The organism is Sagittula sp. S175, assembly GCF_049800975.1.
Lineage (GTDB): Bacteria > Pseudomonadota > Alphaproteobacteria > Rhodobacterales > Rhodobacteraceae > Sagittula.
Window position 1 is genome coordinate 91,633 of record NZ_JBNAGB010000006.1, and the last position, 16,616, is coordinate 108,248.

Consider the following 16,616-nt stretch of genomic DNA (forward strand, 5'->3'; position numbering starts at 1 on the left):
GCTTACTTGCGGCCAAAGTCCGCCTTGGTCACGACGCCATCGCCGTCCTTGTCCATCCCCGCGATCCAGCTGGCCGCGTTGGTCAGGAACTCTTCGCGGCTGACCTTGCCGTCCTTGTCGGTGTCGTTCACCTCCAGCTTCATGCCATTGGCCGCCGCCATCGCGCCGCCGCCTTGCCCGTGTCCCGCGTTTTCCGCCATGTCATTCGCGCGGGCTTCGTCGAAAGGCACGTATTCCCCGGCGTCGAGGAACCCGTCCTCGTTGGAGTCAAAGCTGGCAAACACGTCCGAGCGCCGCTCGGCGGCTTCTTCGGCAGAGACCGCGCCATCGCCATTCAGGTCCCAGTTCTCGATGAAATGCGCGCCGGGGTTGCCCTGCTGGGCAAAGACCGGGGCGGCAAGCAAGGCTGCGACAAGTGCGAGAGAGAGCGTTTTCATATTTCTTCCATTCATGTTTGCGTTGCGATGGACATATAACGCATCTGGAATGTATATCCGTCGCGACAGGCTGACGCAGGGGGGCAAGTCGGGGCCTCCCCGCCCTGCGCGTGCCTCACCCGGCTGCGATTTCGTCATAAGCCGCCAAGGCCTTGCCCGCGTACATCAGCCCCGGCCCGCCGGACATCTGGATCGCCGTTCCCAACGCTTCGGCCAGTTCCTCCCGCGTGACGCCTGCCCGATGACACGCGCCCGCGTGGCTGATGATGCAATCCTCGCAGCGCAGGGCGACGGAAATCCCCAGCGCGATCAACTCCTTCTGCTTCAGCGACAGGGCGCCATCCGCGCTGGCGGCCTTTTCCAGCGACACGAACCCGGCAAAAGTATCGGGCACCGCCTTGCGCAGGGCGCGCAGGTTGTTGCGGGTCTCGGCAAACTTCTCTGTATAGGACATATTCCGTACTCCTTATGCGTCTGGCCCTGATGACCACGCCGCGCAAGGCCGCGCCTTGATCCGGATCATGTCGCCGCGACGCAGCATCCGTGACGCCGCGGCACGGACGACGGCACAGATGACGACACGGGCGGCGGTAAAACGCCGCCGGTCTATACGTATGCGACATTAAACATGTTGAAAATTAACCCGCATCGGACTAGCAGACATCAGCCTGAATAGAGCGCTTTCTTAGGAGTTTTCTGGCAAGGCCAAAGACAATAGTCGGATGTATCCGGCGCAAAGACGACAGGCCTTGATGACAGAGACCACGACCACCCCCCGCACCGCCCGCGAATGGCTGAAGATTCTCGCGCAGTACCGCGAACCCTCGACCGGGCGCAGCCTGTTCGAACTGGCCGTGACGCTGGTGCCCTTCCTCGCGATCTGGGCGCTCGCCTGGGCTGCGCTGTCGGTCAGCCCGTGGATTTCGCTGGCGCTGGCGGCACTGAACGGGGCGTTTCTCGTGCGGCTGTTCATCATCCAGCATGACTGCGGTCACGGGTCCTACCTGTCGAACCGCTTCGCGCAGGACTGGCTGGGGCGCGCGCTGGGCGTGCTGACCCTGACCCCCTACGACGTCTGGAAGCGTACCCACGCCATCCACCACGCCCACCACGGTGACCTCGAGGCACGCGGAATCGGTGACGTGACCACGCTCACTGTCGAGGAATACCGCGCGCGTTCCCCCATGGGTCGTCTGATCTATCGCCTCTACCGCCATCCGGTGACGCTGTTCGTCGTCGGCCCGGCCTACATGTTCCTGCTGCAACACCGCCTGCCGGTCTGGCTGATGCGGTCTGGCTGGCGCTACTGGGCGTCCTCCATGGGCACTAACGTCGGCATGGCGATCATTCTCGGCCTCATCCTCTACTTCGGCGGCTGGGCGCCGGTGCTGTGGATCTACCTGCCGACCGCCGTCATGGCGGCCTCGATCGGCGTCTGGCTGTTCTACGTCCAGCACCAGTTCGAGGACACGCATTGGTCCAAGGACCCGGAATGGCAGCTGCACCACGCCGCGCTCGAAGGCAGCTCGCACTACGTCCTGCCGCAGCCGCTGCGCTGGCTGTCGGGCAACATCGGCATCCACCACGTGCATCACCTGTATTCGCGCATCCCGTTCTACCGCCTGCCCGAGGTCATCCGTCACCACGCCGAACTGGCAGAGGCGCAGCGCATGACCATCCGCGATAGCCTCAAGACGGTGAAACTGCATCTCTGGGACGAGGCGCAGGGCAAGCTTCTCTCCTTCGCCGAGGCCCGCAGCCGTTACGGCATCGCGTAAACCCCAAAATCCCGAACCAATCCGCAAAGCGCGTCGTGCCACAGGGCAGGGCGCGCTTTTCACATGCGCGGCCACGATGTCTCGTCGAGAAATCGCTCCCGCCCCGGTCGCACCCGGGCCTTAAACGGCAAAGGCCCCGCCGGATCAGCGGGGCCTTTACGAGGCACGTCCCTGGGTCAGGACGATCCGTTACGGATTACAGCAGGCGGCGCGCAATCACCTGTGCCTGAATCTCTGCGGCACCCTCAAAGATGTTCAGGATGCGCGCGTCACACAGGATGCGCGACACGGTGTATTCCAGCGCAAAGCCGTTGCCCCCATGGATCTGCAACGCGTTGTCCGCCGCCGCCCAGGCGACCCGCGCCCCCAGCAGCTTCGCCATCCCGGCCTCAAGGTCGCAGCGGCGGCCCTCGTCCTTTTCACGCGCCGAGAAGTAGCTCAGCTGGCGTGCGATCATGATCTCGACCGCCATCATCGCCAGCTTGCCGGAGACGCGCGGGAAGGCAATCAGCGACTTGCCGAACTGCTTGCGGTCCTGCGCGTACTTCATGCCCACGTCCAGCGCCGCCTGCGCCACACCAATCGCCCGCGCCGCCGTCTGGATACGCGCCGATTCAAACGTCTCCATCAGCTGCTTGAAGCCCTTGCCTTCCTCGCCGCCCAGCAGGTTCTCGCCCTTGACCTTGAACCCGTCAAAGCCCAGCTCGTATTCCTTCATGCCGCGATAGCCCAGAACCTCGATCTCTCCACCGGTCATGCCCGGGGTGGGGAAGGGGTTCTCGTCGGTGCCCGGCGTCTTCTCGGCAATGAACATCGACAGACCCTTGTAGTCGTCCGTCGACGGATCGGTGCGTGCCAGCAGCGTCATGATATGCGTGCGCGCAGCGTGGGTGATCCAGGTCTTGTTGCCGGTGATCTCGTAGTCGCCATCGGCGTTCTTCACCGCCCGCGTCCGCAGCGAGCCGAGGTCCGACCCGGTGTTCGGCTCGGTGAACACGGCCGTCGGCAGCACCTCGCCCGAGGCCAGCTTGGGCAGCCACTTCGCCTTCTGCTCGTCCGTACCGCCCGCGATGATCAGCTCGGCCGCGATCTCGGACCGCGTGCCCAGCGAGCCCACGCCGATATAGCCGCGCGACAGCTCCTCGGACACCACGCACATCGACGCCTTCGACAGGCCAAAGCCGCCGTGCTCCTCGGGGATGGTCAGACCGAAGACACCCATCTCGGCCAGTTCCTCGATGATCTCCATCGGGATCAGCTCGTCCTTCAGGTGCCACTCGTGGGCGTGCGGCTCCACCTTGTCCACAGCATAGCGGCGGAACTGCTCGCGGATCATCTCCAGCTCTTCGTCGAGGCCGGTCTTGCCCACGGTGATCTCGGCCGAACGCTCTTCCATCAGCTGCACAAGGCGCGTGCGTGCGGCCTGCGTGTTGGCGGACATCGACAGCTTGATGATGTTCTCATTCGCCAGCGGCTGTGCATCCGCCGGGGTCAGGCCCAGGTCCGTCAGGCGGATGATCTCGCCCTGGTTCATCTGGATGCCGCCCATGATCTGCGCGAGGTATTCGCCAAAGGCGATCTGCAGGATCAGCTGTTCGACCTCGCCAAAGGTCCCCTCGGCAGTCAGGCGCTCGGCCCAGCCATGCATCTGACGCAGCGATTCGACGTAGGTGGCAAGCCAGGCGAGGCCGTGCGCCGCCGTCTGGTTGTCCTCGACGGCACGGGCCGACACCCGTCCATCGACGCTCACCGTCTCGCGCACGCGCGCCTTGGCCGCGTCCAGAACGGCTTCGACCGGGGCGATGGTCGCGCCGGTCAGTGTCAGCAGGTCGGGCAGGATCACGTTACCGAGGCCCAGGTCTTGTCCATCATGCGCCATGACTCGTCTCCTTGAATTCAGGTTGGCCCCGGTCCTAACCATTTTGCAACCGCAGCGCAACAAAAATACCGTAGCCATGTCTGGCTTGTTCATTTCTTGCGCGGCAACTTTGTGCGGGTGCAGCGATAAGGGGCGTGATAGGCCTATGTTATGACCCTTCTGCCGGAACTTTCACCCCTCCTCCTTGTCGCAGCCCTGGCCATCGGATTCGGGGCAGGGGTGGTCAAGGGTATGGTCGGTTTCGCCATGCCGATGATCCTGATTTCGGCGTTGTCGTCCTTCATGCCGCCCGAGGTGGCGCTGGCAGGGCTGATCCTGCCGACGCTGGTCACCAACGGGATGCAGGCGCTGCGGCAGGGCTTTGCCGCAGCCTGGCAGTCGGTCAAACGCTTCCGCCTGTTCCTCGGGGTCGGGCTGGTCTTCATGCTGGCCTCGTCGCAACTGGTGGCGGTGCTGCCCTCGCATATCCTGCTGCTCTGCATCGGCGGTCCGGTGGTCCTGTTTGCGCTGACCCAGCTGGCGGGCTGGCAGTTGCGCATCGCGCCCGGCACCCGCACCATGGCCGAGGCAGGGATCGGCGCCTTTGCCGGATTCATCGGCGGCATGTCCGGCGTCTGGGGGCCGCCCACGGTCGCCTATCTCACGGCGCTCGGCACCGAGAAAAAGGAACAGATGCGCGTGCAGGGCGTCATCTACGGCCTTGGCGCGGTGGCCCTGACCGGGGCGCATGTCACCTCGGGTATCCTGAACGCGCAGACAGCGTCGTTCTCGGCCATGCTGCTGCCCACGGCCATCGCGGGGATGCTGGTGGGCAACCGCATCCAGGACCGCATCGACCAGGTGGCGTTTCGCCGCGCGACCCTGTTTGTGCTGCTCATCGCGGGCTTGAACCTTGTCCGTCGGGGGCTAACCTGAGCGTCATGGACGCCACCCCGCAGCTTGTGAAAACCCTCGTCGACGCCGAGCTTGCCGCGCACCCCCGCGACAGCCAGGCCGACCGCATGCTGATCGAGGACTTCACCCGCCTGCGCGCCCGCCACCGTGCCATCACCGTGAACATCCCCGGCGGCCACACGCAGACCGGCATTCTCGTCACCCGCTCCAATGGAGCCTACACGCTGGTCTACATGCCAGAGGTTGCGCTGTTTTCGCTCTGTGTCGATTCCATGTTCGGCCCGGTAGATATCGGTGTCCATGGTCCGGCGCTGGCCTGCTTTTCCTCGATCTGACGTCGATTCACCAATCGGTATTTCCGCTGCGGGTTCAAATTCCCGCAATTGGGCGCAAATCTCAATTACGGAAAAACATGGTGGATAAGTAATTAACGGGCGGCAGCGGTCAAATCCCCTTGATCCCCACAGTCGCCCGCCTGCCATCATTTATCAACTATCCAAAAGGGGTTGCACCGCAGGGCCATCCGACAAGGCATTGGTATTCCTGACCTTGACTTTGCGTAAGTGACGGGAAATTGTTCGACTCAGCGACATGTCGGCCGATTTTTCCAATTTGTCGCGACAGAGTGTGGGGAATCGGCTTTAATTCGCGGTACTGACTTATTTTTGGAGATTACTCATGAAATCGATCAAGCTCGTGGCTGCTGCTGCCCTCGCCCTTTCCTCCGTCGCCACCACCGCATTCGCTGGTCCGCCGGACATCACCTCGCCGTCCTGCGAAAGCCACCGCAAGAAGGGCCTCGCCGTGTATGACGTCTGCTTCACCGGCGGCTACCCCTACCGCACCGGCGGCTATTCCGCGCTGGCCTGCAAGGACCCGTACAAGGGCGCACGTTTCGTGACCTACAAGCCGTTCCTCGGCAAGAAGCGCACCGTGCTGACCTGCACCTACAACTGATCGGCCCCGATCCGGTCAAGCGCCCCGGTCCCTCCGGCCGGGGCGTTTCCGTTTCCGCTAGACCAGTCGCACAGGCCGCCGCTGCCGTCCCCACGTCCCCGGCGGCCCGTCGAACACCCCGGCCAGCCGCGTTCCGCAGGTGGTACACCCGCCAAAGTCGTCCAGCCCCCAGTCCGACAGCGCGTACCAGTCGCGCCCGATCACCATGATCCCGCAGCCGGGGCAGTAGGTGGATTGCGCCGCCTTGTGGTGGACATTGCCGACATGGACGTGGTGCAGCCCCGCCCGCAGCCCGATCTCGCGGGCGCGCAACAGCGTTTCCACCGGCGTCGCGGGCGTGTCCATCATGCGAAAATCCGGGTGGAAGGCGCTGAAATGCACCGGCACGTCCGGCCCGCAGGCCTCGGCCACCCATTGCGTCAGCGCCTCCAGTTCCGCGTCCGAATCGTTCTGGCCGGGGATCAGCAGCACCGTCAGTTCCACCCAGCAGTCGGTCTCGCGCACGGCATATTGGATCGTCTCCAGCACGGGGGCCAGCGACGCGCCCGTCAGCGAGCGGTAGAACCCCTCGGAAAACCCCTTGAGGTCGATGTTCGCCGCGTCCATCGCGTCAAAGAACACCCGGCGCGGGGCATCGTGGATATACCCCGCCGTCACCGCCACGGTCTTTACCCCGACCGAGCGGCAGGCCGCCGCCGTATCCAGCGCATATTCGTAAAAGATCACCGGATCGTTGTAGGTAAACGCGACCGAGGCACAGCCGCCATTCACAGCGGCCCGCGCGATCATCTCGGGCGTGGCCTTGGCCGAGGCCGCGTCGACCTCGCGACTCTTCGACGTCTCGTGGTTCTGGCAGAACTTGCAGGCCAGGTTGCACCCCGCCGTGCCAAAGGACAGCACCGGCGTGCCGGGCAGGAAGTGGTTCAGCGGCTTCTTCTCGATCGGGTCGATGCAGAACCCGGTGGACCGCCCGTAGGTGTCCAGAACGATCTCGTCACCCACCCGCTGCCGCACGAAACACATGCCCCGCTGCCCGTCGCGCAGGGCGCATTCGCGCGGGCACAGGATGCACTTCAGCCGCCCGTCCTGCATGACCTCCTGCAATGCGACCACGCTCTTTCCTTCCCCGCCAAATCGCGCGACCATCATGGCAGGTGAGGGGAATATGACAATGACCGGCACACTCCGAGAGCCCGCCGTCGCGGGCCGCTTCTATCCCGAGGGGCCGCAGGGCCTCGCCACGCAGGTGGGCGCGCTGCTGCGCGCCTCGCCCAGCTTTGCCTCGCCCCCCAGTGCCGTGATCTCTCCCCACGCAGGCTACGCCTACAGCGGTGCGCTCACCGCCCGCGCGCTGGGGGCTGCCCGCGACGCGAACCCCGACACCATCGTCGTCCTCTCCCCCTCGCATCGTCACCCCTTCGACGGCATCGCCGCGCCGTCGCAGGATGCTTTCAGACTGCCGAACGGCACCGTCCCCATGGACACCGCCGCCCGCGATGCCCTGATCGCCGCCGACCTTGCCCATATCGAGGACGCCGCCCACGATCAGGAACATGGCGTCGAGGTTCAGCTGCCCTTCCTGCACGCGCTCTTTCCCGCCACTCCCGTTCAGGCGCTGGTCCTTGGCCGCGTCTCCACGCAACAGATCGCGCAGGCCGTCGACCTGCTCGCCGCGCGCCGGAAAACCCTCTTCGTCCTCTCCAGCGACCTCAGCCATTTCCTGCCGCTGGACGACGCCCGCGCCACCGACCTCAACACCGCCCGGCGCATCGAGACCGGCGAAGGTCCCACCCTCAGACCGCAAGAAGCCTGCGGCGCCCGCGCCATCGCCGGATACTTCGCGTCTGAGCACGCGCAGGGATGCCGCCCCACGCGCCTCGCCATGGCGAACTCGGAATCCGTGACAAACGACGCCACCCGCACCGTGGGCTACGGCGCATGGGCGATCACGCCGGGGAAGGGCGACACGATGGACGCGGGCCAGCGCGCCCAGCTGCTGCGCCTCGCCCGGCAGGTGCTGACCTCGCGCCTGTCCAGGGGCAAACCGCCCCATATCGACACCGCCAGCTTCCCCGCGCCGCTGCAAACCCACGCCGCCTGTTTCGTGACGCTGGAACAACAAGGCCGCCTGCGCGGCTGCATCGGCTCGCTGGCAGCACACCGCCCGCTGGTCGAGGATGTGGCGACGAACGTGCAGAAAGCCGCCTTCGAAGACCCGCGCTTCCGTCCCCTCCAGCCGGAGGAACTCGACCGGACCACGCTGAAAATCGCCCTCCTGACGCCCTCGCGCCGCATGTCATTTACCTCGCAAGAGGACCTCGAATCCCAACTCACGCCCCACCGCGACGGGCTGATCCTGCGCGACGGTCGCCACGCGGGCACCTTCCTGCCCATGGTCTGGGAAAAGCTCGACACGCCCCACGCCTTCGTCGAGGCGCTGAAGGTGAAGGCCGGGCTGCCCCGCAATCACTGGTCCGACACGCTGACCATCGACCGCTTCCACGCCGAAAGCTTCTCGGACGCGTGACACCCGGCGCCTCTGCGCTACCTATGCGCGAGGAGGGTCCGCCATGCACGCCATCATTTACGACTGCGAATTCCTCACCGCGCCCGGTGCGCCGCAACGATTCTGGTGCGGTCCCAAAGACCCGGACCCCGTGGTCGCGCAACTTGGCCTCGTCCGGCTCGATACCACGACCGGAGAGATCACCGACCAACTGCGCCTGCACATACTGCCGCTGGACCGCCACGGCCAGCGCATCCCGCTCGACCCTCTGTTTACCCGCCTGACAGGCATCACCGAGGACACGCTGCAAACCGAGGGTCTCTCCCTGCCGGATGCCCTCACCCGCACCGCCTCCTTCGCGGGCGAGGATACCCTCTGGTCCTGGGGTAAGGACGAATTCAACCTGCTCGCCATCAGTTGCTACGTCCAAGGGATCACCCCACCGCTGCCCGCCACCCGATTCCGCAACGCCTGCGACCTGCTGCTGGCCGCCGGAATGCCGCTGGCCGACCTGCACCAGACCCGCAGCAACACGCTCCCGGAGTATTACGACCTGACCATCCCCGACGCCCGTGGCCACGACGCGCTGGGCGATGCGCTCATGGTCGCCCATGTCCTGCGCCACCTGATCGCGGAGGGCCGCCTGACAGCGACTGATTTTAGGTGATCCACAAACGAAAAGACCCGCCAGCGGCGGGTCGTTTCATCATTTGGGATGAGAGGGGATGGTGGAGCCTAGGGGGATCGAACCCCTGACCTCTACAATGCCATTGTAGCGCTCTCCCAGCTGAGCTAAGGCCCCGTTTTCCGGTCTTTGCATCCAGGCCCGAAGGCGTCGGAAGCGTCATCCCTGGGCGGCACCATCGGCGCCGTGCGGGGGTGATTACGCCCTGCGTCCCGGGGGATCAAGCACAAAATCACCCCGCCCACGGATTTTTTCCACACGTCCCTGCGGCCACGAAAAAGGGGCCCCGAAAGGCCCCCGATTCGTCAGCGTCCTGCGACGATCAGTTGTCGTCGTCGTCGCCCGCCACGTCCGTGATATCGTCGAGCGAGACGTTATCGTCATCCTCGTCGTCGTCCAGAACATCATCGTCGTCCAGATCGACATCGACATCATCATCGTCCAGCAGATCGACGTCGTCATCCGCCTCGCGGGCCTTCGACTTGTTGGCCGCATCGGCAGCATCCGCCGCGATCAGGCTCTTCTTGCCGGTGTCAAGGTTGACGACCTCGCCCGTGTAGGGGCTGACGATCGGCACTCGGTTCAGGTCGTAAAAGCGCTTGCCGGTGGTCGGGCAGACGCGCTTGGTGCCCCATTCTTCCTTCGGCATGGGTGATCCCCTCTTTATGGCGGGACCGGCGCGGCCCCCGTCGACAATCTTAGCCCCCTGCCATAAGACCGGAATGAAGTCAAAGCCTTTGGGGGGAGAGACCGTCATATGGGCCAGATCCGCCTTGCTGGCAACCCCGAGATCGCCGTCACCCTGCGCCGTTCCGCCCGCGCGCGGCGTTTGTCCCTGCGAATCTCGCAGCTGGACGGGCGCGTTACCCTGACCCTGCCGAAATCCGTGCCCGAAAAAGAAGGCATGGCCTTCCTGCGGTCAAAGGAAAGCTGGCTGCGCCGTCACCTCACCGCGCAGGGCGCGCCGGTGGACGTGGGGCTGGGCGCGCGCATTCCGATCGAGGGCGACCTCTACGAAGTGGTAGCAGGGCAGGGGCGATCCGTCCGCATCACCGACGGGCAGGTCCATGTCCCCGGCGACCCCGACCGCGTCGCCTCGCGCCTCGCCGGGTTCCTCAAGACGCTGGCCCGCGACCGCCTCGCCACCGCCTCTGACCGCTACGCCGCACGCCTTGGCAAGCCCTATACCCGGCTTACCCTGCGCGACCCGCGGTCCCGCTGGGGGTCCTGTACCTCTGATGGCGGGCTGATGTATTCCTGGCGGCTGGTGCTGGGCCACCCCGCCGTGCTCGACTACGTCGCCGCCCACGAGGTCGCCCACCTGCGCCACATGAACCACTCGCAACACTTCTGGGACGAGGTCGAACGCCTCTACGGCGACTGGCGCAGCCCCCGCAAATGGCTGAAGGACCACGGCAACGAGCTGCATCGCTACAGGTTCGACTGACATAGCCCGTTTCCCGCCGCCAGCCGTCTAAGCGCCCAAGGCCGCACAAACCACCTGCGCCAGAACGCTTGACGCGCCCCGCATTTGTGATCACATGATCCCCATGCTGACCGCCAAGCCCGAGATCACCACCTCCGCCCATGACCGCGTCTATCGCGGTCTGCGCACCCGCATCATGCATGGGCAGATCCCGCCCGGGCAGGCGCTGACCCTGCGCGGCCTGGGCAAGGAATTCGACTGCTCCATGACTCCCGCCCGCGAGGCGGTGAACCGGCTGGTGGCCGAAGGGGCGCTGTCCATGTCCTCCTCCGGCCGCGTGGCCACGCCGGAACTCAGCAATGAACGGATCGAGGAACTGGCCGCCCTGCGCGCCCTGATCGAGGTCGAGCTGGCCTCCCGCGCTCTGCCGCGCGCCCATATGGCGCTGATCGAACGCCTCCAGACGATCAATTCCAACATCGCGGACGTGGTCTCGAACCGCGACGCGGTGGGCTACATCCGCACCAACCTCGAATTCCACCGCACGCTCTACCTGCGCGCACAGGCGCCCGCGATGCTTGCCATGTGCGAAACCGTTTGGCTGCAACTCGGGCCGACCATGCGCGCGCTCTACACGCGCCTGCGCCGTTCCGAGCCGCCGCAGTATCACCGCCTCATCATCGCCGCGCTCAAGGCCGGGGACGAACCTGGCCTGCGCCTCGCCGTGCGGTCAGACGTGACGCAGGGGTTGAAAATGATCGCCGACCGCCAGTAAGCGCACAGTACGCTCAGGGTTGCGTTCCGGCGCGGATGGGCGCTAACCAGCGGGCAAGGAACGCGAAAAGGCCCCGCCATGCCGACAGCCCGACACCCCCGCCATCAGGTCGCCATCAAGTTCGCGCTGCTTCTGGCGCTGCTCGTGGGCTACTTCGGTTACCTCTGGTGGCGCTTCGACGCCGCCACCGGAGCGGTCACCGCAGGACTGACATGGGCCTTCTTCGTGCTGTGTACGCCCATCGCCGACGCCGGTTTCCTGCTGGATTTCCCGTTGCGGGTCCTGTTCGGCATCCGCATGGTGGTCTCCGAACTGGCAGTCTGGGCCCTGGCCTTCGCCATCACCGGCAGCACATATGCCCTCGCTCCGCATTACTTCGACACCACGGTCCTCACGCGGCTGTTCCACCAGATCCTCTCGACGCCATGGCCCTACTGGGGCATCACCGTGCTGTCCGCCGCCGGGACCTTCCTGTCGGTGCGCATCGGTGACGAGCTGATGGACGTCCTGCACCACCGGGACCGGACGTTTTTCCATTCCCACGCGTTCAAGCGGGAACTGCTGATGATTGCGTCCTTCGTGGTCATCGCCGTCGCCTATTACCGGCTTATCGCGGCGCTGGGACTGGAAACGATCCTCTAGGGTTCCGGGTCAGAATGGCAGCTTCGATGCGATGACTGCCTGCCGAAAACTGTCCCATGCGCCGGGCAGGAGCGTCTCGATCTCCTCGATCCGCATCGTTTCGCCCTGCGCGTCCAGCGCCGTTTCCACGCCGTCGATGAGGCACAGATAGGCGACCGGTTCCAGACGGCCATGCCCGACAAGGCACGGGGCCGCGTCCGGCCCCAGCGTGCGCACGCCGACCTCCTGCCGGACAAGCGCGGCAACGGCATTGCGCCCCGCCACCTGCGGAGGTTCCAGCCGCAGCCTCACCGTCTCGGTCCCAGTGCGCGCCAGCCAAAGCCCGCGAGCGGCCCCAGCAGTGCGACCGGTCTCAGGGCCACATCGCATTCCGCGATGCCCTCCAGCCGGTCCCGGTCGAAATCCGGGCGCAGCGCGACCTCCCAGCGGTCGGACAGCGGCGCAGCATACAAAGCCGGCGCGGCAAGGCCAAAGACCTCCCCGGTAAGCGCCGGGTCCCCGAATCCGAATATCCCGTTCAGCCGCAACCGTTCGATCCGCACCTTGCCAAGACTCTCCGACATCAGGCGCGGCACCTCACGCAGCATCCGAAGGGTCCTCTTGCCGCTTCGCCGCGTCGCGCGCGGCCCCGGCATCGGGCTGCTCTGATCCTGCGTCCTGCGCTCCTCCGAACTGTCGGTGACCGTGACCCAGGGCAACATCCTCCCCATGACCCGAAGCCGTACCAACAGGCGCGGCACCGGGTCCGAGCAGGCCCGCACCGACACCCGCATCGGCAGCACCAGCGCAAGAAGCGCTGCGGCACTCACCGCCGCCAGTAGACAGGTCAGCCCCCACAGGACCACGGCCAAAACGTCTTCAGCCAGTCACCGGCGGAGGCGTCGTCCGCCGGTCCAGCGCCTTGTTGGCGACCTTCGCCGCCGTCTCGACGATCGAGGACGTGGTGCCCTTCACCTCTTCGACCCGCGCGCCGTTCGCGTCGATGATGATCGCGCCCAGCGGCTTGATCCCGCCGCCCGCACCAGTGCCGCCGCGCTCGCCCATGGTGCCGCCGGACTGCCCGCCCGCGCCGAAACCAAATCCGAAACTCACGATGGGAATCACCGTTGCGCCATCACGTTCGATGGGTTCCCCCAGCACGTTGCGCGCACTCAACAGCCGGTCGAGTTCCTCGACCGTGCTTTTCAGCAACTTGTCCACGTCTTGCATCGCCCAGTCTCCTTTCATGGAGTATCCGGGGGCAAACTGGCCTCTGGAAAGGCGACTCGCTTTGACATGGCGCATTTTCAGCGCCGAAAAGTCGCGGGAAGGCTGCGAAACCGGCCTCAGGCCGCCAGCCCGCGCGCACCCATGTTCAGGAACTTCGCCCGCCGCGCCTGCACCAGTTCGGCGCCCTTGCTGCCGTCCAGCTCCTTCAGCATCGCCGCGATGGCCTCGCCGACCGAGGCGATCACCGTCGCCCGGTCACGATGCGCCCCGCCGCGCGGTTCCTTGATGATGCGGTCACAGACGCCCAGCGTCTGCAAATCCTGCGCCGTCAGCCGCAGCGCCTCGGCGGCCTCGCGCATCCGCCCGCCATCCTTCCACAGGATCGACGCGCAGCCCTCGGGCGAGATCACCGAGTAGACGGAATGCTCCAGCATCGCCACGCGGTTCGCCGTGGCAAAGGCCACCGCGCCGCCGGACCCGCCTTCGCCCGTCACGACCGCCACCAGCGGCACCTTGATCTGAAGGCATTTCTCGGTCGAGCGCGCAATCGCCTCCGACTGGCCGCGCTCTTCCGCGCCCTTGCCCGGATAGGCCCCGGGCGTGTCGATCAGCGTCACCACCGGCAGGCCGAAGCGGTCCGCCATGTCCATCAGGCGCACCGCCTTGCGATAGCCTTCGGGCCGCGCCATGCCAAAATTGTGCTCGATGCGCGAGGTCGTGTCGTGGCCCTTCTCGTGCCCGATCACGACCACGGGCGTATCGTTGAACCGCGCAAGGCCGCCCATCACCGCCTGGTCATCGGCAAAGTTCCGGTCGCCGGCCAGCGGCGTGTACTCGGTGAACAGCGCGTCGATGTAATCGCGGCAATGCGGGCGCTCGGGATGGCGCGCCACCTGGCACTTCCGCCAGGGCGTCAGCTTCGAATACAGGTCGGTCAGCAGGGCGTCGGCCTTCTTGTCCAGCGCCTTCGCCTCGGACTCGATGTCCATCTCGGCATTGGCCCGCGCCATGGCGCGCAGCTCCTCCGCCTTGCCTTCGATCTCTGCCAGCGGCTTCTCGAAATCGAGGTAATGTGCCATCGAAACACCTCCTTGCGTTTGGGCGCTATATGGCGTGCGCTGCGACCAAACGCAACAAAGCAAGATTTGTCCGGTCGCCTCGGGGCAGGGTTGTGCCGAGCAAGGAGTTGGTCATGAACGTTTACGAGTCCCGCCTGCGCCGGGTGCACCAGTACATCTGGGACAATCCCGCAGGCGACCTGTCGCTGGATGCGCTGGCGGATGTGGCGGCGCTGTCGCGCTTTCACTTCCACCGCGTCTACCAGGCGCTGACCGGGGAAACCGCTGCCCAAGCGGTGCGCCGCCTGCGGCTGCACCGGGCGGCCTATGCCCTGACACGCTGCACGGGGTCCGTCGCGCAGATCGCGGCAGAGGTCGGCTACGACAACCCGGACAGCTTCAAACGCGCCTTCCGTGCTCAATACGGCGCAACCCCGGCGGCCTTCCGCAAGGCCGGGATCGCGGACCTGCAAACCCTGCACATCAGTATCGGAGAGCCCAACATGTACCCCACCGAAATCCGCGCGCTGCCCGCCCTGCGCCTCGCCACCCTGCCGCATCGCGGCGCCTACCATCAGATTGGCCGCGCCTTCACCGACCTCGGCACGATCTTCACCGCCCGCAACCTCTGGGCACCGGGCATGGCGCTGGTCGGCCTCTACTACGACGCTCCCGGCGACGTCCCCGAAGAAGACCTCCGTTCCGCCGCGGGCGTCACCGTCGACGAGGCCTTCGACATGCCCGACGACCTGACCGAAGTCCGCTACCCCGCCGGACAGACGCTGATCCTGACGGTCAAAGGCCCCTACACCACGCTCCCCGCCGCCTGGCAGACGCTCTACGCCAGCGTCCTGCCCGCCAGCGACCAACTTCCCGGCAACGATCTGCCCTACGAATTCTACCTCAACAATCCGCAGGACACCGCGCCCGAAGACCTCCTCACGGAAATCCGCGTCCTCCTCGCGGCCTGACACCGCCCTGAGTCCGGTTCCGCCCCTGCTTCTTTGGTTTTGCAAATACCCTCGGGGGAGCCTGCCGCAGGCAGGCGGGGGCAGAGCCCCAAGGCGCGGGCCCCGGCCCGCGCCAATGGCTGTCCGTCCAGATCCGGTCCGATCATTACCCCACCAGCAACACGGGCACCATGGCCGCCACCAACAGTGCCGCCATGCCCCGGTTGAACCAGCGCAACCGCACCGGGTCCGCCAGCCAGCGCCGTATCCCCGTGCCGAACCCGGTCCATGTCAGCGCAGACAGAACCCCGAGCACCGCGAAACTGCCCGCGATCCACAAGACACCCGACAGATCCCGCCCCGGCGCATAAAGCGCGATGGCCCCCAACGCCATGGACCAGGCCTTGGGGTTCACCCACTGGAACGCCGCCGCCTGAAGAAAACTCAGCGGCCGCGCCTGCGCCTCGGCCTGCTGCACCTCGCCCGCCGTGGCGATCTTCCACGCAAGATACAGCATGTAGACCACGGCCACGGCCCTCAGCACATCGTGCAACACGGGCCAGACTTCGAAAACCCGCATCACCCCCAGCCCCACCGGCACCACCATCAAGGGAAACCCCAGCGCCACCCCCGACAGGTGCGGCACCGACCGCCGCAAGCCAAAATTCGCCCCCGAGGCCACCAGCATCAGGTTGTTCGGTCCGGGCGTGAACAGTGTCACGGCGCAAAAGCCCGAAAGGGCAAGAAGCAGATCATGTGTCATGCCGCCTCTTATGCAGCGTCAGACACAACATGAAATTGCATTTCGCGTGGCTATCAGCCTATATCTGCAATCCATGAGCGATATGGATCAAATCGACCGCAGGATATTGCGCGAACTCCGTGCGGATGGACGCCTGTCCAATCTCGCCCTTTCGGAACGCATAGGCCTCTCGCCCTCGGCCTGCCTGCGCCGTGTACAGGCGCTCGAGAAATCCGGCACCATCTCCGGCTACCGCGCCGTGGTGTCCCCCGAGAAAACCGGCACCGGCTTCACCGCCTACCTCGCCGTGGGCCTCAACCAGCACACCAAGGCGTCTCAGAAGGCCTTCGAACTGGCGATGGAGGCCGCGCCGCAGGTGGTGGAATGCCACAACATAACCGGCACGGTGGAATACCTCCTGCGCGTCGAAGTGGCCGACCTGACAGCCTACAAGCACTTCCACACCGAGATCCTCGGAGCCCTGCCGCAGGTGGATCGGCTGACCACCTACGTCGTCATGGGATCACCCAAGGACCTGCGCGCCTGAAGCTGTTTCGCCTTGGCTGCGCCAAGGCGACCGGGGCGCGGCCTGACGCCCGCGCCCCGTTGGAGGCTCTGCCTCCAAACCTCCGAGGGTATTTTTATCAAGATGAAGCAGTAAGCGCTCCTTGCCCTTCA

General features: G+C 65.7%; 21 protein-coding genes and 1 tRNA gene. 11 read left to right on the top strand and 11 right to left on the bottom strand.

The window, feature by feature from the left end; translation table 11 throughout:
• Positions 1-2: 2 nt before the first annotated feature.
• Together ACP16H_RS09665 and ACP16H_RS09670 are read right to left on the bottom strand one after the other, a co-directional pair.
• Positions 3-437: an EF-hand domain-containing protein gene (locus tag ACP16H_RS09665; protein WP_425072076.1), complete on the bottom strand. Its 435-nt coding sequence runs from the start codon at positions 435-437 to the stop codon at positions 3-5.
• Between the two features lie 115 nt (positions 438-552).
• On the bottom strand, positions 553-891 hold the full coding sequence (locus ACP16H_RS09670; RefSeq protein WP_425072077.1) for a carboxymuconolactone decarboxylase family protein: 339 nt from the start codon (positions 889-891) through the stop codon (positions 553-555).
• Between the two features lie 298 nt (positions 892-1,189).
• On the opposite strand from ACP16H_RS09670, the gene ACP16H_RS09675 reads away from it, so the two are divergent.
• Positions 1,190-2,215 (top strand): fatty acid desaturase, encoded by a 1,026-nt coding sequence (locus tag ACP16H_RS09675; RefSeq protein WP_425072078.1) that lies wholly within the window; start codon positions 1,190-1,192, stop codon positions 2,213-2,215.
• A gap of 196 nt (positions 2,216-2,411) precedes the next feature.
• Here ACP16H_RS09675 and ACP16H_RS09680 read toward each other — a convergent pair whose 3' ends face one another.
• A complete protein-coding gene (locus ACP16H_RS09680; protein WP_425072079.1) occupies positions 2,412-4,094 on the bottom strand; it encodes an acyl-CoA dehydrogenase family protein in 1,683 nt (560 codons plus the stop codon).
• A 150-nt stretch (positions 4,095-4,244) separates the two neighbouring features.
• On the opposite strand from ACP16H_RS09680, the gene ACP16H_RS09685 reads away from it, so the two are divergent.
• From ACP16H_RS09685 to ACP16H_RS09695, 3 genes are all read left to right on the top strand, one after another.
• Positions 4,245-5,009, top strand: coding sequence for a sulfite exporter TauE/SafE family protein (locus tag ACP16H_RS09685; protein ID WP_425072080.1), 765 nt, complete (start codon positions 4,245-4,247; stop codon positions 5,007-5,009).
• A gap of 5 nt (positions 5,010-5,014) precedes the next feature.
• Complete coding sequence (locus tag ACP16H_RS09690; protein WP_425072081.1) at positions 5,015-5,323, top strand: hypothetical protein; 309 nt, start codon at positions 5,015-5,017, stop codon at positions 5,321-5,323.
• 343 nt (positions 5,324-5,666) lie between these two features.
• Positions 5,667-5,945: a hypothetical protein gene (locus ACP16H_RS09695; protein WP_425072082.1), complete on the top strand. Its 279-nt coding sequence runs from the start codon at positions 5,667-5,669 to the stop codon at positions 5,943-5,945.
• A gap of 57 nt (positions 5,946-6,002) precedes the next feature.
• Here ACP16H_RS09695 and amrS read toward each other — a convergent pair whose 3' ends face one another.
• Entirely contained in the window at positions 6,003-7,058 is a 1,056-nt protein-coding gene (gene amrS, locus ACP16H_RS09700; RefSeq protein ID WP_425072083.1) for an AmmeMemoRadiSam system radical SAM enzyme, read from the bottom strand.
• 58 nt (positions 7,059-7,116) lie between these two features.
• On the opposite strand from amrS, the gene amrB reads away from it, so the two are divergent.
• Complete coding sequence (amrB, locus tag ACP16H_RS09705) at positions 7,117-8,472, top strand: AmmeMemoRadiSam system protein B (protein WP_425072084.1); 1,356 nt, start codon at positions 7,117-7,119, stop codon at positions 8,470-8,472.
• Positions 8,473-8,515: 43 nt separating this feature from the next.
• Positions 8,516-9,118: an exonuclease gene (locus tag ACP16H_RS09710; RefSeq protein ID WP_425072085.1), complete on the top strand. Its 603-nt coding sequence runs from the start codon at positions 8,516-8,518 to the stop codon at positions 9,116-9,118.
• A gap of 59 nt (positions 9,119-9,177) precedes the next feature.
• On the opposite strand, the gene ACP16H_RS09715 is transcribed toward ACP16H_RS09710, so the two are convergent.
• Both ACP16H_RS09715 and ACP16H_RS09720 read right to left on the bottom strand, forming a co-directional pair.
• Positions 9,178-9,253 (bottom strand) — tRNA-Ala (locus tag ACP16H_RS09715).
• Between the two features lie 205 nt (positions 9,254-9,458).
• Complete coding sequence (locus ACP16H_RS09720) at positions 9,459-9,785, bottom strand: TIGR02300 family protein (RefSeq protein ID WP_425072086.1); 327 nt, start codon at positions 9,783-9,785, stop codon at positions 9,459-9,461.
• A gap of 108 nt (positions 9,786-9,893) precedes the next feature.
• Between ACP16H_RS09720 and ACP16H_RS09725 the strand changes: the two genes are divergently transcribed.
• The 3 genes from ACP16H_RS09725 (at position 9,894) to ACP16H_RS09735 (ending at position 11,979) form a co-directional block, all read left to right on the top strand.
• Complete coding sequence (locus ACP16H_RS09725) at positions 9,894-10,583, top strand: M48 family metallopeptidase (RefSeq protein ID WP_425072087.1); 690 nt, start codon at positions 9,894-9,896, stop codon at positions 10,581-10,583.
• 94 nt (positions 10,584-10,677) lie between these two features.
• The gene (locus tag ACP16H_RS09730; RefSeq protein WP_425072088.1) at positions 10,678-11,337 is read left to right on the top strand and encodes a GntR family transcriptional regulator; all 660 of its coding nucleotides are present in this window, start codon (positions 10,678-10,680) and stop codon (positions 11,335-11,337) included.
• Between the two features lie 78 nt (positions 11,338-11,415).
• The gene (locus ACP16H_RS09735; protein ID WP_425072089.1) at positions 11,416-11,979 is read left to right on the top strand and encodes a hypothetical protein; all 564 of its coding nucleotides are present in this window, start codon (positions 11,416-11,418) and stop codon (positions 11,977-11,979) included.
• A gap of 9 nt (positions 11,980-11,988) precedes the next feature.
• On the opposite strand, the gene ACP16H_RS09740 is transcribed toward ACP16H_RS09735, so the two are convergent.
• The 4 genes from ACP16H_RS09740 to ACP16H_RS09755 form a co-directional block, all read right to left on the bottom strand.
• Positions 11,989-12,270 carry a hypothetical protein gene (locus tag ACP16H_RS09740; RefSeq protein ID WP_425072090.1) on the bottom strand — a complete coding sequence of 94 codons (282 nt, stop codon included), beginning with the start codon at positions 12,268-12,270 and terminating at the stop codon, positions 11,989-11,991.
• The gene (locus ACP16H_RS09745) at positions 12,267-12,824 is read right to left on the bottom strand and encodes a DUF2953 domain-containing protein (protein WP_425072251.1); all 558 of its coding nucleotides are present in this window, start codon (positions 12,822-12,824) and stop codon (positions 12,267-12,269) included. The genes ACP16H_RS09740 and ACP16H_RS09745 overlap by 4 nt, the downstream gene beginning before the upstream one ends.
• Before the next feature lie 13 nt (positions 12,825-12,837).
• On the bottom strand, positions 12,838-13,188 hold the full coding sequence (locus ACP16H_RS09750; protein WP_425072091.1) for a spore germination protein GerW family protein: 351 nt from the start codon (positions 13,186-13,188) through the stop codon (positions 12,838-12,840).
• 116 nt (positions 13,189-13,304) lie between these two features.
• Entirely contained in the window at positions 13,305-14,267 is a 963-nt protein-coding gene (locus ACP16H_RS09755; RefSeq protein ID WP_425072092.1) for an acetyl-CoA carboxylase carboxyltransferase subunit alpha, read from the bottom strand.
• A 113-nt stretch (positions 14,268-14,380) separates the two neighbouring features.
• Here ACP16H_RS09755 and ACP16H_RS09760 point away from each other — a divergent pair, with 113 nt between their 5' ends.
• Positions 14,381-15,217: an AraC family transcriptional regulator gene (locus ACP16H_RS09760; protein WP_425072093.1), complete on the top strand. Its 837-nt coding sequence runs from the start codon at positions 14,381-14,383 to the stop codon at positions 15,215-15,217.
• Between the two features lie 145 nt (positions 15,218-15,362).
• Here the strand turns inward: ACP16H_RS09760 and ACP16H_RS09765 are convergent, their stop codons facing one another.
• Complete coding sequence (locus ACP16H_RS09765; protein WP_425072094.1) at positions 15,363-15,959, bottom strand: LysE family translocator; 597 nt, start codon at positions 15,957-15,959, stop codon at positions 15,363-15,365.
• Positions 15,960-16,032: 73 nt separating this feature from the next.
• On the opposite strand from ACP16H_RS09765, the gene ACP16H_RS09770 reads away from it, so the two are divergent.
• Entirely contained in the window at positions 16,033-16,485 is a 453-nt protein-coding gene (locus tag ACP16H_RS09770; RefSeq protein WP_425072252.1) for an Lrp/AsnC family transcriptional regulator, read from the top strand.
• The last annotated feature ends 131 nt before the right edge of the window (positions 16,486-16,616 follow it).